The organism is Oceanobacillus sp. FSL K6-0251 (assembly GCF_038004725.1).
Taxonomy (GTDB): Bacteria; Bacillota; Bacilli; order Bacillales; family Amphibacillaceae; genus Oceanobacillus; species Oceanobacillus oncorhynchi.
The window spans coordinates 656,306-670,952 of sequence record NZ_JBBORS010000001.1 but is presented as its reverse complement, the minus strand read 5'-3'; the positions used below and the strand labels follow the sequence as shown (position 1 = coordinate 670,952).

13 protein-coding genes are annotated in these 14,647 nt (G+C 36.7%); 1 reads left to right on the top strand and 12 read right to left on the bottom strand.

Annotated features, from left to right (window positions below):
- Positions 1-2: 2 nt before the first annotated feature.
- The 7 genes from MKY45_RS03415 to MKY45_RS03385 all read right to left on the bottom strand — a co-directional run bounded on the left by MKY45_RS03415 (position 3) and on the right by MKY45_RS03385 (position 7,946).
- Positions 3-1,499 (bottom strand): FGGY-family carbohydrate kinase, encoded by a 1,497-nt coding sequence (locus tag MKY45_RS03415; RefSeq protein WP_341172512.1) that lies wholly within the window; start codon positions 1,497-1,499, stop codon positions 3-5.
- A 4-nt stretch (positions 1,500-1,503) separates the two neighbouring features.
- Positions 1,504-2,337, bottom strand: coding sequence for a class II aldolase (locus MKY45_RS03410; RefSeq protein WP_341172511.1), 834 nt, complete (start codon positions 2,335-2,337; stop codon positions 1,504-1,506).
- A 14-nt stretch (positions 2,338-2,351) separates the two neighbouring features.
- The gene (locus MKY45_RS03405; protein WP_341172510.1) at positions 2,352-3,380 is read right to left on the bottom strand and encodes an alcohol dehydrogenase catalytic domain-containing protein; all 1,029 of its coding nucleotides are present in this window, start codon (positions 3,378-3,380) and stop codon (positions 2,352-2,354) included.
- Between the two features lie 57 nt (positions 3,381-3,437).
- Complete coding sequence (locus tag MKY45_RS03400; protein ID WP_339182442.1) at positions 3,438-4,805, bottom strand: PTS galactitol transporter subunit IIC; 1,368 nt, start codon at positions 4,803-4,805, stop codon at positions 3,438-3,440.
- 315 nt (positions 4,806-5,120) lie between these two features.
- The gene (locus MKY45_RS03395; protein ID WP_339182440.1) at positions 5,121-5,402 is read right to left on the bottom strand and encodes a PTS sugar transporter subunit IIB; all 282 of its coding nucleotides are present in this window, start codon (positions 5,400-5,402) and stop codon (positions 5,121-5,123) included.
- A 17-nt stretch (positions 5,403-5,419) separates the two neighbouring features.
- Positions 5,420-5,890 carry a PTS sugar transporter subunit IIA gene (locus tag MKY45_RS03390; protein WP_341172509.1) on the bottom strand — a complete coding sequence of 157 codons (471 nt, stop codon included), beginning with the start codon at positions 5,888-5,890 and terminating at the stop codon, positions 5,420-5,422.
- The gene (locus tag MKY45_RS03385) at positions 5,877-7,946 is read right to left on the bottom strand and encodes a BglG family transcription antiterminator (protein WP_341172508.1); all 2,070 of its coding nucleotides are present in this window, start codon (positions 7,944-7,946) and stop codon (positions 5,877-5,879) included. The genes MKY45_RS03390 and MKY45_RS03385 overlap by 14 nt, the downstream gene beginning before the upstream one ends.
- A gap of 313 nt (positions 7,947-8,259) precedes the next feature.
- Here MKY45_RS03385 and MKY45_RS03380 point away from each other — a divergent pair, with 313 nt between their 5' ends.
- A complete protein-coding gene (locus MKY45_RS03380) occupies positions 8,260-9,084 on the top strand; it encodes a Cof-type HAD-IIB family hydrolase (protein WP_341172507.1) in 825 nt (274 codons plus the stop codon).
- A gap of 422 nt (positions 9,085-9,506) precedes the next feature.
- Here MKY45_RS03380 and MKY45_RS03375 read toward each other — a convergent pair whose 3' ends face one another.
- From MKY45_RS03375 to MKY45_RS03355, 5 genes are read right to left on the bottom strand one after another with little or no spacing between them, the layout of a single operon-like run.
- A complete protein-coding gene (locus tag MKY45_RS03375; RefSeq protein ID WP_341172506.1) occupies positions 9,507-10,586 on the bottom strand; it encodes a PTS fructose transporter subunit IIC in 1,080 nt (359 codons plus the stop codon).
- Positions 10,587-10,594: 8 nt separating this feature from the next.
- Entirely contained in the window at positions 10,595-10,915 is a 321-nt protein-coding gene (locus MKY45_RS03370; RefSeq protein WP_212928707.1) for a PTS fructose transporter subunit IIB, read from the bottom strand.
- Positions 10,916-10,969: 54 nt separating this feature from the next.
- Entirely contained in the window at positions 10,970-11,440 is a 471-nt protein-coding gene (locus tag MKY45_RS03365; protein WP_341172505.1) for a PTS sugar transporter subunit IIA, read from the bottom strand.
- A 54-nt stretch (positions 11,441-11,494) separates the two neighbouring features.
- Positions 11,495-12,373: a ketose-bisphosphate aldolase gene (locus MKY45_RS03360; RefSeq protein WP_339182426.1), complete on the bottom strand. Its 879-nt coding sequence runs from the start codon at positions 12,371-12,373 to the stop codon at positions 11,495-11,497.
- 18 nt (positions 12,374-12,391) lie between these two features.
- The gene (locus tag MKY45_RS03355) at positions 12,392-14,251 is read right to left on the bottom strand and encodes a BglG family transcription antiterminator (protein ID WP_341172504.1); all 1,860 of its coding nucleotides are present in this window, start codon (positions 14,249-14,251) and stop codon (positions 12,392-12,394) included.
- Positions 14,252-14,647: the final 396 nt, after the last annotated feature.

Sequence of the window (14,647 nt, the reverse complement as noted above, 5' to 3'; positions counted from 1 at the left end):
AATCATCCCTTACCCTCAAATTGATTTTTCAAGTGATAGAGTGGTAAATAAAATTGTTTGTAAAAGGCTTCAAGCGCCTCTGCTCTCTTCTTATCCGGTGTATATGTTTTTATTTCCTGCTTTGGCAACGTATCGACCATCCCCTGCTTTGATGCACTCAGCATAGCTCCTCCTTTGGCAACTGCTTCCTCTATTTCATACGCAAGGATATCCGCTTGGAGGATATCTGCCTTCAGCTGCAGCCAAAGCGGGTTTTTCACCGCAGGACCAATCACCTTTACGCGGTGAACGTTGGATTCAACATACGTTTCATATACATTTTTTAATTGCTTTAATTCAAAACAGAGCCCTGCTATCATGGAAAAAAGAATATCATGGTCTGTTGTCTGATCCGTAGCCCCGTATATCATGACTTTAGAAGCACTGTTTCGGGTTGGCGGACCGCTCCCTCTTAGATGTGGAATGAAAACCTGCATTCTATCCTTGATGGAAGTAAAATCATTTAGATATTCCTCATGCATATAGTGACACATATAAGTAATATCTTTCATGCTCCGATTCAATGCATTCGCTATCCAATGAAAGCTTTGGCCAGCAGTCGGCATTGACCCATAAAGCGTATATTCCGAATCTAACACGTAACATCCATTCGAAATGGCAAATTCCCGAAACGCATCAGATAAATGAGGCTTCCCTCCCAGCAACAGCAACCCCTCGGTTGTGCCAGTTGAATTCAATATCTCTGTTTTCTTCTGCAGTCCAGTACTAATCGAGCCGGCCATATGATCATGACCAGAGATGGAAATGGTCGCATCATTTGGCAGACCAGTCTCTTGTGAAACAGAATCCTTTACAGCAGCAATCGCAGCACCTGATTCTACCAGTTCAGGAAAGGTTTCTTTATTCAGTTCAAATGTTTCTATAAGCTCTTCTGCCCACTGCTTCTTATTAATATCGAAAACCAGAGTCCTGGAAGCTAAGCTCCAATCTATCGCAGAAATACCTGTTAACCGGGATGCTATAAAGCCTGACATACATGTCCATTTATGCATCCTTTGAAAAGCAGATTCCTTATGACGTCTCAGCCATAATAATTTGGTGAGACTTTGATTGGAATGTGCATTGATTCCCGTCAGATGGTACAGCTTTTCTTCACCAAAGCCGCCTTTTACTTCCTCCGCTTCCTTTTTGGTTCTAGGATCAAACCAGGCAATGGTTGGCGTAATGACCTCCCCTTGACTGTCTTGCAGTACAATCGTTTGGGCAAAGCTTGAAACGGTAATCTGTTTAATTTGCTGAGGATTTTCCACCTTATTGCTTAAATTCTTTAATGCTTGAAGCACTTCTTTCCAAATTTGTTCAGCATCTATATCTGTTTGGCCGTTTTCAAACGTCTGAGGCGTCGCAAAGTTCTCTATTTCTCGCAAACGAAACTCGGGAAGCTCATATAAACAAACTTTTGTGTTGGTTGTTCCAACATCAATGCTAACAATATACATTTCTTTACCCATTCAAAGCCTTAAATTTAGGTACCGCCGCTTCTTTAACCGCTTTTTGAGCATCTAATAAAACGGAGATCAAGTTATACTCATTGTTATTTTTCTCATAACGCTTCCCTACAGCCGTAATAAATGCTTTTCGCAGATCACTTGCTAAATTGACTTTTCTCACGCCATAATCTTTCAATTTTGCCAAAGCTTCAGCCGAGATGCCGGATCCGCCATGGATTACCAATGGTACATTTACTTTTTCATTTATTTCTTGAAGCAAATCAAAATTCAAATCTGGAGCTTGGTCAATACCGTGTATATTTCCAATTGAAACAGCCAGCAAATCAATCCCTGTTCTTTCCACAAAGTCCTTACATAAGGAAGCATCTGTCTGTGCGGCATCTTCTGCCACATGGTCGTCTTCTTTCCCGCTCAGTTCTCCTAATTCAGCTTCTACTAGAACACCACGCTGATGACAATATTCCACCACTTCTTTTGTCAGATTAATATTTTCCTCATAGTCTAAGGTAGAAGCATCAATCATGACAGAAGCAAATCCAGCGTCTACAGCCTGCTTAACATCCTCAAAGCTCATACCGTGATCTAGATGCAGTGTGACTGGAACCGATACATTCTCTGCAGCTTTTTTGACAATTTCTGCAATATAGTCATAACCTGATAGCTTTACATTCGTTGGTGCAATCTGAACCATGACGGGACAGCCTGTTTTTTCCGCTGCTTCCACAATTGCGATGGTCATCTCTAAATTCGTTGTGTTCATTGCCGGAGCAACATAGTTCCCTTCCTCTAATGCTTTTAAAAATGTATCCATTGCTTGATAAGCCATATTCAATCCCCTCTCTATTTATTTTCTAGTACAATTTTTAGAACGTTCTCTGTTTTCTGCTGTGTTAATTCAATTGCTTTACCTAAATCAGATAAAGGCATTTCATGTGTAATTAATGCTTCTGTATTGATGACACCGTTTTGTATTGCCAAGATAGCTTCCTCGAACTCATATGGAGAAACACTATAGGTGCCGACAATCGATTTCTCATCATGGAAGAACACACTCGCATCAATTTCTACCGTTGGTTTCACTGTAAATGGAGAGAAGCAAACCACTGTTCCGCCTCTTTTTAGCACGTTCATCGCCTGAGGCAGTAACGCAGATACACCTGCAGCAATAATAACAATGTTAAATCCCGGGTGATTCTGTTCCTGCAAATACGTTTCCAGATCCTGTTCTGCCGTATTAATGGTTAAGTCGGTACCGAAATCATACGCATTATTCAGGCGATGATCAGAGACGTCGGTTACCACCACTTCTTTCACTAATTTGTTTTTTAGAAGCTGCGAGTGAATCAAACCGATTGGTCCTGCTCCCATCACCAGTACGCGGTCTCCGGCATGAATATCCACTGCCTTTTGTCCGTGAATACAACATGCAACCGGCTCTGTGAGTGAAGCTTCAGTGTAGCTCATGCCGTCCGGAATCTTATAAAGCAAATCTTTCACATGTTCTTCCGGAAGTTTTACATATTCCGCAAACCCGCCTGGATGGATATTCGTCTTTTTGAATTCCGGACATAAGGTATAATGCCCTCTGGAACATTGCTCACATGTGAAACATGGAACATGTATGCCGCCTGTAACACGATCCCCCAGACTGAAATCAGAAACTTTATCTCCAACTGCAACGACTTCTCCGGCGTATTCATGACCCAGTACAGAACCTGAAGGAACTAATTCTTCCGTTACTTTGTGAATATCTGTTCCGCATAAACCGCATGCTTTCATTTGTATCAAAATTTCATGATCACATATTTCCGGTTTCTCTACTTCTTCAAAGCGAATATCATTTTTTCCATAAAAAACAGATGCTTTCATTGTTCCTATCTCCTTTCCCATTTCGATTACTTTCGTTCAATAATTTCCATAATATTCTCATTCTTTTAACTGACCGTTTTCATCGAAATCTCTTCTGCTAAGTTTATAAATATACCAAACAGCTAGGAGAACAACTGGGATAGCTGCAATCGCAATCCAGCTTCCTTGAGCTAACATAACAAGCCAATACCGGACCGGATTACCTCCATCTAAAAAGCTATTAATCATAGAGGTAGCTCCCTCTGGAAAATCATAGTGAATACTTTCGGCTACATTCGTAACAAGTGGAGCTAAATTTGATGCAAAATAGAGAGAGACGATAATCATGGGTATACCAATGATTGCCGACCGTATGATATTTTTGTTGGTAGCAACCAGAACCATTGCTAATGGCACCACGATGAATGGTAAATCTCCTAATGGCATAATGATAACTCCTGGAAGAATGACAGCTAATAATATTGTAATCGGTACCAATAATAACGCTGTAGAAACAACAGCAGGGTTACCAATTATAACTGCTATATCTAGACCGATATTCAAATCTTTACGATCAGGGAAACGTTTCTGCAGAAAATTACGTATGGCGTCTGATAACGGAATCAATCCTTCCATAAGGATTTTAACCATTCGAGGCATAATAAACATAACTGCTCCTAAAGAAATTCCCAATTCGATAATGTCTCTAATTTCAAATCTGGCAATAATCCCGATAAGAATACCTAAAATAACGCCAATCATCATAGGTTCTCCAAATACGCCGAAACGTTTTTTTATCGATTCTGGATCAGCATTTAATTTGTTAAGACCAGGAATTAAATTAATGATTTTATCTCCTAATATTCCAACAGGGAAGTAGATAGCTGATGATAATGTCGGCAGGGAAATTCCAGGTAGCCCCATTCTTTTATGAATATATGGAGCGGACCAATCTGCAAGTTTAAACGTGATAATGGTAGCAACTGCCGCACCAAGCAGCCCAAAAATGATATTTCCTGTAGCGATATACACTAATGAACCAGCAAATGCAAAATGCCAATAGTTCCACAAATCGACATCAACGGTTTTTGTCCACTTAAATAAAATCATCACTACGTTTATAACAATTGTTAATATAATGACAATTGGAGCAATTGGTGACGCAAATGCAATAGCTGCAAGTGGCGGCCAACCTGTATCCATGACAGGGAGGTCTACTCCTGAGTTATCTATCATTGCTTCTATGGCAGGACCAAGACTACCCGTCAGCAAATCGAGCACTAAAAATATACCTACAAAACCAAATCCAATTGTTAAAGCAGATTTTAGTGCTTTACTGAAGCTGACCCGAAAACAAATAGCCATGATGAATATAATAATCGGCAGCATTACTTCAGGTCCGAAACTAAGAATGTATTGAAACCCATCTACTATTGTTTGTCCCATAATTCTCATCTCCTTATTCTAAAATATGGTTCTCTGATAATAAGTTTATTTCTAACGTCAAATAATCAAAAGTAAAATATATCAATAAATAGATTAATTTGGAAGTTGAGCATTAACTGAAATCTATGACTGAAAATACGATGCCCTATTGATTCAGGTGGTAAGCAGACACTACAGAAAATAGTACTTTTTCTGTGCTTATCTTGAATAAAAATCATTATGGTTACCCTTCCAGCTCAAACCATTAATTATACCGTTTTTTCATCATATGCTTATATTTATTTCACCCATAGATTCTAGTATTAGCCCAGATTTTTATCCTTTTAAAATAGAAACAATTTGATCTAAAACTTCTTCTTCTCCGACCCCAGTAAGGATAGGTAGCGCATTCACAACTGGTGTATTATAACCGCCGCCAACATCAGAAGTAACAACAAATAAGTCAACAGAGCCATCTAATCCGGACAGTTCTCCCACTGTACCTTGACGTGCATTCACATCAATTCCATTCTTTTCACAATGCTCTTTCACCTTCTCTGCTACTACCGTTGATGTTGCAATCCCGCTCGAACAAGCAAAAATAATATCTTTTTTCATTTTAAATTCCTCCAATTTTATTCTGATTTTAAATGGTTTTGTAAAAATTGATAAAGTTCTTTTTGAGGCATGGCGGTCATTTTCTTTAACACGCCCTCCTCTTTGATTAAGTCCATAATTTGACGTAGTATATTCAAATGCTTTGTACTCTTGGATAACCCTAATAAAAATATCACTTTAACCTCAATCGTTTCTTTTACATTGACCATGCTATGAAACTGCACAGGGTCTTTTAAAACAGCTACCCCTAACGAATCACTGTTTACAAATTTGGGGTCTGTATGTGGAATAGCAATACCAAAATCATACGCTTCAATTCCTGTTGGAGCATTCTTTTCCCTATCCAAGATACTCTCGTAGTACCCTTCATTAACATATCCATTTTCTGAAAATGCATTGGACATTAACCTTAGAGCTTCTTCTTTATTAGATGCTCCCAGGTTTGTAAAAACAGCATCCTCTGATATCATTATTTTATTTGTCACCATAAATCACCTCGTCTACAAAATCTCTAATAACTTTTTCCATTTTTTCTACAGAGTCTGCTTTTTTTATTTGATTAACTGTATATTCATGCTCTGCAAGTCTTCTAAGCTGCAATAATGAATTAATATGCTTTTCTTTATCTTCTGCGGCAATAAAGCAAATCAAATTCAAACGCTGTCCATTCGGAAATTCTACAGGCTCCTTCAGATTTAACAGGCTCATCCCGAGCTTCAACACACCATCTTCCGGTTTTGCATGCGGAATTGCTATCCGTTTTGCTAATATAATATAATCTGAATTTTTTCTGCAGTGCTCAATAACAGCATCTACATAAGTTTCTCTTATATGCCCGCTTTCCAGAAGTGGTTGAGAAGCCAATCGAATTGCTTCTTCCCAGCTGTTCATTCTCTCTATTATTTGGACGGTGTCATTGACTAGAAAATCATCTAATTTCTTTTCTGTATCATACTGGTTTATTTGAGAAGCTGATGCATTCTGTCCCAGCAGATATTTATTTAAGCCATCAACTAGCTTGAAGCGATTTTTGACATCGGCATGTTCTTCGATAATGCTCATAATAGAGTCCATGTCAATATTTGAAAAGGAGAAACCATAAAGCTCTGTATAAACAGCAGACTGTAATTTTCTAATCTTTGTTTCGCTCATAATCGGTTCAACCAAAAATTGTTTTACATCGGTATCCAATTTATCTGTTGTAAAAACCATATCTACTTCTCCTTCATAATTGGAGAATTCACGAATGGACATCGGATTTAAAAATAGAAACTCTTTAAATATAGACGTTAACGTTACATGAATCATAGCGGAAACAGAGTGACCATTTGGGCAAACAACTGCCGCTAAAATCTTTTTATTAAAATCAATACCATGCTGTCTTAGCCAGCCGCCTATAATAATAGTGATATAAACCAGTTCGCTCTCCGGAACTTTTTTGTCTAGAGCGCTTTCAATTGGTTCAACAATCAACTTAATTACTCGATGGATGTTTGTAAGATTTTGATCGAATTTTAGAGCTAACGATGAATTATCAATAAGATCATATTTAATTCGGTAGTAGGCAGGCTTCATATGAATATATAATTTTTCTACTAATAATTCCTTTTGAGGAATATCAATCACACTAACCCTCTCAAATTTATCCAGCATTTCCTTCAATGCATTTTTGATGGCATTCATTGATTCGCTAGTATAATAATTATTTGTAGAAAACACATTCATAATCATAAGCTGAAGTGTTACGTAATGTAATTCACTTTCCTTAGTAAAACGAAGCTCATAAAATACTTTTTTCACCGTATAAAATTCTTTTGTATCTGCCAAATCAAACTTACTCATTTCATTTCCTTCTACTGTCTTTCCTTGCTTTACACGGTTCTGCCAAACCGCTAAGCAATAAGCTACCGTAGAAATCATATTGTCAGAAAATGTATAGCCTAATGTTTTTTCGCATTGCTCCAATTTGCGATAAAACATTTTTAAATCTTCCGGATTTATATTCCCATACTTCTCTAATAATTCTCTATCTTTTCTATTCTTTACATACTGTTGGATGATATCAAACAGCAGCTTTCTTTTTTCATACTCACCTCCTAAAAGTTGATACCCTTCTATCCTCGAATAATTTAATTCGATTTGATAGAGTTTAAGATTTTCTTTCGCTTGCTTAATCACTTTGGTTATTGTATTTCTACTAAAATCCAGCAATTCTGTTAAATGGGTAAGTGATAAATCCTGCGAACGATTTAAAATAATGATTAGCAGGATATCAACCCTTTCATTTTCTGATAACACATAGGAATGACCACTTCTTTCTGCTGAAAACATTTCTGTGATTTCCCCTGGAATAATAAATTGCCCTTTAGGAGTACGTTCAATTTGCACATGATGGGCATCCATTAAATGGGTATTAATTTTCTCAAGACTATATTTTATTTGCCGCTGGTTAATGCTCATCTTAGATTCAAGTGACTTCAATGTTGCATGGGGATTATTGATTAATTCTTGTAATAGTTGATTGCTTCTTTCATCGATATGCATTATTGTTCGCCTCCTGATACTTCTCATTTTAGATTGGGCTGACTACAAAGTAAATTCAATTTCAGCCCAACGTTTATTATGCTCATTGATTCACAAGGGTATGTGACTTTTTCTGTAAAAGTTTTATATTAGATTATATAGGTTCTTTCTCAGCAATTCTGTGTTTAATACTCTTTTATGAATTGAAGGTCAGAAATAGCATTCTATTCTGGTCAAATTTTTCTTGACTATATTTCAACATTCAATTATTGAAATTTAAATATTGACCTGAAATGCTTTTCATACATTATGGTTTACTTTAAGGAGATAAAAAATGAATGAGAAAAAAATCATCTTTTTTGATATTGATGGGACACTGGTGACAGAAGATAAAATCATACCTGAGAGCACCAAAACAGCCATCCAGTATTTACAAAAGAAAGGTCACTATACGGTGATAGCTACTGGGAGGGCGCCTAATATGTTTCAACATATTCAAAAAGAATTAAATATTTCCTCTTATATAGCTTTCAATGGCCAGCTACTGGTATGTGACGGAATCGAGGTTTATTCGGAGCCATTAGATTCAACATTTGTTAATGATATTACAACATTTGCCGATCAACATAACCATGCAATTGGTTTTGGAAACCATAAAGATCTTATTATTACACATGCTGACCATCCACTTGCGAAGGACAATTTTTTACATTTAAAACTGGACTATCCTGCAGTTGATCCAGATTATTATAAGCAGAACACAGTAAATCAGTTAAATTTACTCTGCACAGAACAAGAAGAAATCATCTATAAAGAAAAATACACAGATTATAAGTTTGTTCGTTGGGGATACTTTGGAGCAGATGTATTGCCTGCGGACTCTTCCAAAGCTATAGGAATTCAAAAATTTATCGAGTATGCAGGCGCAGCTATGGAGAATGTCTATGCCTTTGGGGATGGTGAGAATGATATAGAGATGCTGTCATCAGTAAAAAATGGCGTTGCTATGGGAAATGCAGTCAGTGAATTAAAAGACGTCGCTTCTTATGTCACAACAGATTGTAATCAAGATGGGATTTTATATGGATTACAGCATTTGGGGCTTATTGATTCTTCATTTGTAAATTATCATTTCGATTTGTCTAGAGCAAAAATTTAAATATAGTTGGATAACTTGTATTGGTCTTTTTTGAGTAGCTTTAAAGCATGGAATAATGAACCAAATCGTTCTATTAATAAAATACAGCATAAACCTTTAATTAACTGGGTTTATGACTGTATTATTTTTGAAGAGTTATCGCGCTTTTGTTTCTTTTAATTTAATAGGTACAGAAACTTAGTATAAGAGTCCACAACGAAAAACCACCATCCAATGAGAATAGATGATAGTTTTTCGTAAATAGCTTCTTCTCAAATTATATGTGTTATGATTTCTAGACCAGCGCTATTAGATGGAATATCCACTTCTAAAGCACCAATAACCATAGTATTTCCTACACATATGCTGCAATTTCCTTTTCATTTACCAAAATATATATCCAAAAACTAATAGGAATGTCGGTCATTCTGCATTATTTCATTTTATAATCCTGTTTTAAAATCAATTCCTGAAAGATCTGCTTCCTCTTCTTCCGCTTTATTCTCTTCATGTTCTTTTACTGCCGGTTTCCATACAGATAATGTAATACCTGTTACAATAATTCCGATACCTAAACAAAGAAGGAAATACATTGGCTGAATCATCAAAGGGACCACCAGTAATCCGCCGTGAGGTACGGTGCTGCCTACTCCAAGTGTCATGGATAAACCGCCGCCGACTGCCGACCCTAATGAGCAGGAGGTAACGACACGGATGATATCTCTTGCAGCAATAGGAATAACACCTTCTGTAATCATACATATTCCCATCGGAACCGCAGCTTTCAACGCTTCTTTTTCCATTTTTGTGTATTTATAACGTGTTATCAAAAAAGACAAAGCAATGCCAAATGGAGGAACCATAGAACCGATAAACTTAACTGCCTGCGGTCCATAAACACCATCAACCAGTAATCCATCTGCAAAAAGAGACATTGTCTTATTTACGGGACCACCAAAGTCAAAACTTGCCATCGCGCCAAGAATAGAACCCATAATAAAATTGGATCCACCTTCCATATTCTCAAGCATTGTTAATAATGTACCCTGCAAAGCAGATATAGGCTGTCCAATGATAGTAATCATTAGGAGCCCGCTGATAACGGTTGTAATTACTGGAATAATCATTACCGGCATCAGTCCAAGCATGCTTTTCGGTACTTTGATATATTTTTTGACCAAAAGGACGACATAGCCTACTAAGAAACCACCGATAATCCCGCCTATAAAACCACTTTCTATTTCATTGGCGATAAAACCGATGACGAGTCCAGGTGCAAGCCCGGGTCTATCTGAAATAGACATGGCTATAGCTGCTGAAATCAATGGAACCACTAACGTCATACCCCAACCGCCGATTTGATTTAAATAAAAAGGAATTGTCCCTTCCTTCTCTGCAACATCAATCCCGCCAAATATTTGGCCTAATGCTATACATATTCCCGCCGCTACGATAAGCGGAATCATATAAGATATTCCTGTAAGTAAATGCTTCTTGATTACAACACCAGCCTTTTTCACCATTTACCCTCCTATTCCGTCGCAGCATTTAGTTCATCTTCTATTTTCTTTACTAGTGCTTTAGGCGATTTCATAGCAATATGCGTAGGAATCTGGATTACTTTTTTGTCTTTAAATCTGTCTCTTCCTGTAATGCTGATGTCCGCCGCTATAATCACAACATCAGCTTCTGCAACTTCTTTTGTTGTTAACTCATCTTCAGTTCCAATTGTTCCCTGCGTTTCAATCTTCACGATGTGTCCAGCTTCTTCCGCAGCTTTCACCAGCTTTTCTTTCGCTAAATAAGTATGAGCTATTCCCGCTGTACAAGCTGCTACTCCAACAATCTTCATACATATGCCTCCTTGTGAATTAATCTTTTTTTAATAACTGAACAAGATTATTTTCTAGTTTTCTTTTTGCAAAGCACGAATAATTTCATTTGCATTATCGGCGTTCTTAACTTGATAACAAACGTTTTCATCTGCCAGTGCCCCTGCAATTTTAGCCAAAAGCTTTAAATGAAAGTTATTCTTATCATTTTCAGTAACCGCAAATAAGATAATTGTCTGAACAGGCTCTTCATCCAACGTTTCCCATTCCAAACCGTTCTTCGATCTTCCAATCGCTATGGAAGTTTTTTGGACACCTGTTGATTTCCCGTGAGGAATAGCAATACCATTGCCAATTCCAGTCAATCCTTGCTCTTCACGCTCAAAAACATCCTCCAAAAAAGTTTCCTTTGATTCGATTGCTCCGTTATAAATTAGCAAATCAGTCAGTTTTTCAATCGCTTCACTCTTTGACTGAACATCCATTTTTAAGTCGATAGCTGTTTCATCAATCAATTCGGACAAATCTATTTCCAATTCTTCCATCACACATAGCTCCTTTATAATTCGTTAGAATAAAATAGAAAAGGAATTTTTGTATTATTTTGCTCCTAAACAATAAAGAGAAGCCTTATTAGAGGAACCAAACAAATCCATTTTATTTCTTAATACTTCCTTCGCTGCCTTATTTGCTTCCGGGAATAGAATATCTGGCTCAAAATCATCTGGTTTTTCGGCTAATGTAGTACGCAGCTGATTGAAAAATGCCCGTTTCATGTCACTGGATAAATTAATTTTAGCAATTCCGTACTTTGTTGAGTTGCGTATATCCTCATCTGGATTATCAGAACCTCCATGTAGAACAAGCGGGATATCCAATTTATTATTGATTTTTTCCAAACGGTCTAATTGAATCTCTGGCTTTAAATTTTTCGGATAAAAACCATGCGAAGTCCCAATAGCAACTGCTAACGTATCGCAGTTCGTACGTTCTACAAATTCTTGCGCCTGATCAGGGTCTGTATATAAAATTTGGGCTGCTCCTCCTTCTGAGCTTCCTTCATTTTCTCCAATAGTTCCTAATTCAGCTTCTACCGAAACGCCTACTGCATGAGCAACTTCTACAGCTTTCTTCGTCAATTCTATATTTTCTTCAAATGGTAAATGCGACCCGTCAATCATTACAGAGGTATAGCCATTTCGAATCGCCCGCAGTGTCCCTTCAATGGTTCCGCAATGATCCTGATGAATGACAACGGGAACTTTCGCTTTATGAGCAGCTTCTCTTGCATAAGCAACAAAGTCATCTCCTACCAGATTAAGCTCATTGGGATGGATTTGAATAATTGCCGGTGAATTTTTTTCTTCGGCAGTTTCTATAATCGCTCTTAACAACTCACTGTTGGAAACATTGTAAGAACCCACTGCAAATTTATTTTTATATGCTACGTCTAGAATTTCTTTCATTGTCATTAACATTTTTATTCCTCCAATATATCATTGTAAATTTTCCATAAATTCTTCATATGAATTTGTAGATAATAGATTTTCAACTGTTGATTTATTTTTCATTAATTGATAGATTTCTCGATAAATATATTCATATTTCAATTTATCTTTTTCGCTTAAAATGAGTAAAAATACTAAACGAACAGAACGTTCTCCCCAGGCAATTCTTTGCTGATTTACTCCAATATAAATGTAAGATTCTTTTTCATTTGTTGAAAAAAGCGGATGTGGTAATGCAATTTCATTACCGATATCTGTAGGAGACAGATTCTCCCGATCCAGTATGCCATTGAAGTAACGCTGCAGGCGAAAATAATCAACCATCTTCTCTAAAAAAGCCTCTTTTGTTGACTCATTGAGATAGATTAATTTTTCCTCACTCACCCTATCTTTTAATATACCGAAAGTGATATTTTGCTTGATGGAGGCCAAATCATCTGCCTGCAGAAATTCATTGACTACGATTACTTTTTTATTGATATTTTTAATCGGTAATTGGGAAATAACCAAGGATACATTTTCAGGCAGCTTGTGCAGTTCATCGATAGAATAAATGTCAATCACTTCAATCTGTCTAAAGTGGTTTTCAATCTTCTGTTTACTTAGTGTAGCCAGAACGTGATTTTCTTTGAAAATAACAGCTGCCTTGATTTTCAGATCATTCATCCTTTCAATAGCTGCTTCAATATGAAGCGCAATATACCCCACCTCGTTTTCAGGAATATGGACAGAAACTCGGCTGCTTATTAACTTGGAAAAAACAACAGCCATTTGATAGGCTTGGATATATTCTGATTTAATAAAGGATAAAAACGGATTATTTATTAAAGCTTTATATGTTAATGGATAGATTATTCTTTTTATATGAGCCTGCAAACCATTAACCAGCTGGTGATCTTCCCAAAAATCATACCCATATTTATCACCTAAAACAGCTAGTGATTCATTAATTTGTAAGTCGATATTTCTAAACAGAAGATTATCCTTTATCCCATTGGAATCAGGAAATACCTTCCACCCTATTAGTTGAACCGCTAGAAATGAAGATTCTCTTAAAAGTAGTTCGCCATCTGGCATACCTTCTTTTTTCAAAATAGCTTGGGCTGCAGAATTCTCTTTCAATGATTGGTCGTCTTGACTCAGGTCTAATTCAAATTTAGAAATAGCTTTTTGATTTAAACGATATTTTTGTATTAAAACTGCCACAATCAGCATAGACTTAACTTGTATATTTAGGGATACACCATATTGTTCCAAAACCTCGTCTAAATGCGCCATGGTCTCGTCAATTTGTCTTTCTTCAAACCACCATTTTGTAAAAAGCTCTCTTAATTCATGTCTTAATTCATCTTTTGTCGCAAAATCTCTTTTTACAAAATGAGCTAATAATAAACGTTTATCTATTTCATTCCCAATCATACGTATGCCTGAGAATGTCTCTGTTTCAAGCGTAATCTCAAGTTGCTGACTGCTTATCAACTCAGTGATTCGATTCAAGTCAGAATTAATCGTCTGTGCAGAAACATGTAAACAATCCGCTATTTCCTGATAAGACATCCAAGAATCCGCTTCCATTAACAATTGGACAATATAAAAAGCACGTTGATTAAACTCAAAATAATCCTGTTTCTTAAAAACCTCCATTTTTCCTTCAAGCTTATAGCCCAGACGGTTATTTGAACTTATTTCCGCATCTGCAAGGTAATTTTCATTTAAATACCGAATATCACTTCTTATTGTCCTCGTGCTTACTCCCAACTTTTCACTAAGCACGTCTCCACCAACATATTTCCCCTCCTGTTCATACATTTTTAATAACTGGAGTAAACGGGCATGACGCTCCTTCACTTAGTTCGCCTCCTAAATTCATTATAAATACACCTTAATTTCCACCGCTATACTGAATCGTTTCCTGACTATTAAGGAAGCGTTTTCAACAATTACAAATATACGCTTCGTCAAATAAAAAGTAATTAGATAGTGTAAATAAAGGTTGTCGTATTCTATTTTGAATGATATAGAAATAAATTGAGAAATAAATTGTGCGCAGACTGAGAAGGTAAGCATTTCCACATTGCTCGTCTAATAGAGAAGATTATCAGGATTTCTATTAACCGGCGTATTTATCTGAATACACGACAGATATAAAAAGACATCCCTTAGGGTATCTCTCCTAGGAAAGTTCTTTCATTTACTATATGTGTAACTACAGTCATTTTTTAAGTTTTTCAATACTAATATCTC

Coding starts and splice junctions, on each gene's coding strand:
- MKY45_RS03415 (WP_341172512.1), bottom strand. CDS start 1,499: ATGTATATTGTTAGCATTGATGTTGGAACAACCAACACAAAAGTTTGT.
- MKY45_RS03410 (WP_341172511.1), bottom strand. CDS start 2,337: ATGGCTTATCAAGCAATGGATACATTTTTAAAAGCATTAGAGGAAGGG.
- MKY45_RS03405 (WP_341172510.1), bottom strand. CDS start 3,380: ATGAAAGCATCTGTTTTTTATGGAAAAAATGATATTCGCTTTGAAGAA.
- MKY45_RS03400 (WP_339182442.1), bottom strand. CDS start 4,805: ATGGGACAAACAATAGTAGATGGGTTTCAATACATTCTTAGTTTCGGA.
- MKY45_RS03395 (WP_339182440.1), bottom strand. CDS start 5,402: ATGAAAAAAGATATTATTTTTGCTTGTTCGAGCGGGATTGCAACATCA.
- MKY45_RS03390 (WP_341172509.1), bottom strand. CDS start 5,890: ATGGTGACAAATAAAATAATGATATCAGAGGATGCTGTTTTTACAAAC.
- MKY45_RS03385 (WP_341172508.1), bottom strand. CDS start 7,946: ATGCATATCGATGAAAGAAGCAATCAACTATTACAAGAATTAATCAAT.
- MKY45_RS03380 (WP_341172507.1), top strand. CDS start 8,260: ATGAATGAGAAAAAAATCATCTTTTTTGATATTGATGGGACACTGGTG.
- MKY45_RS03375 (WP_341172506.1), bottom strand. CDS start 10,586: ATGGTGAAAAAGGCTGGTGTTGTAATCAAGAAGCATTTACTTACAGGA.
- MKY45_RS03370 (WP_212928707.1), bottom strand. CDS start 10,915: ATGAAGATTGTTGGAGTAGCAGCTTGTACAGCGGGAATAGCTCATACT.
- MKY45_RS03365 (WP_341172505.1), bottom strand. CDS start 11,440: ATGGAAGAATTGGAAATAGATTTGTCCGAATTGATTGATGAAACAGCT.
- MKY45_RS03360 (WP_339182426.1), bottom strand. CDS start 12,373: ATGTTAATGACAATGAAAGAAATTCTAGACGTAGCATATAAAAATAAA.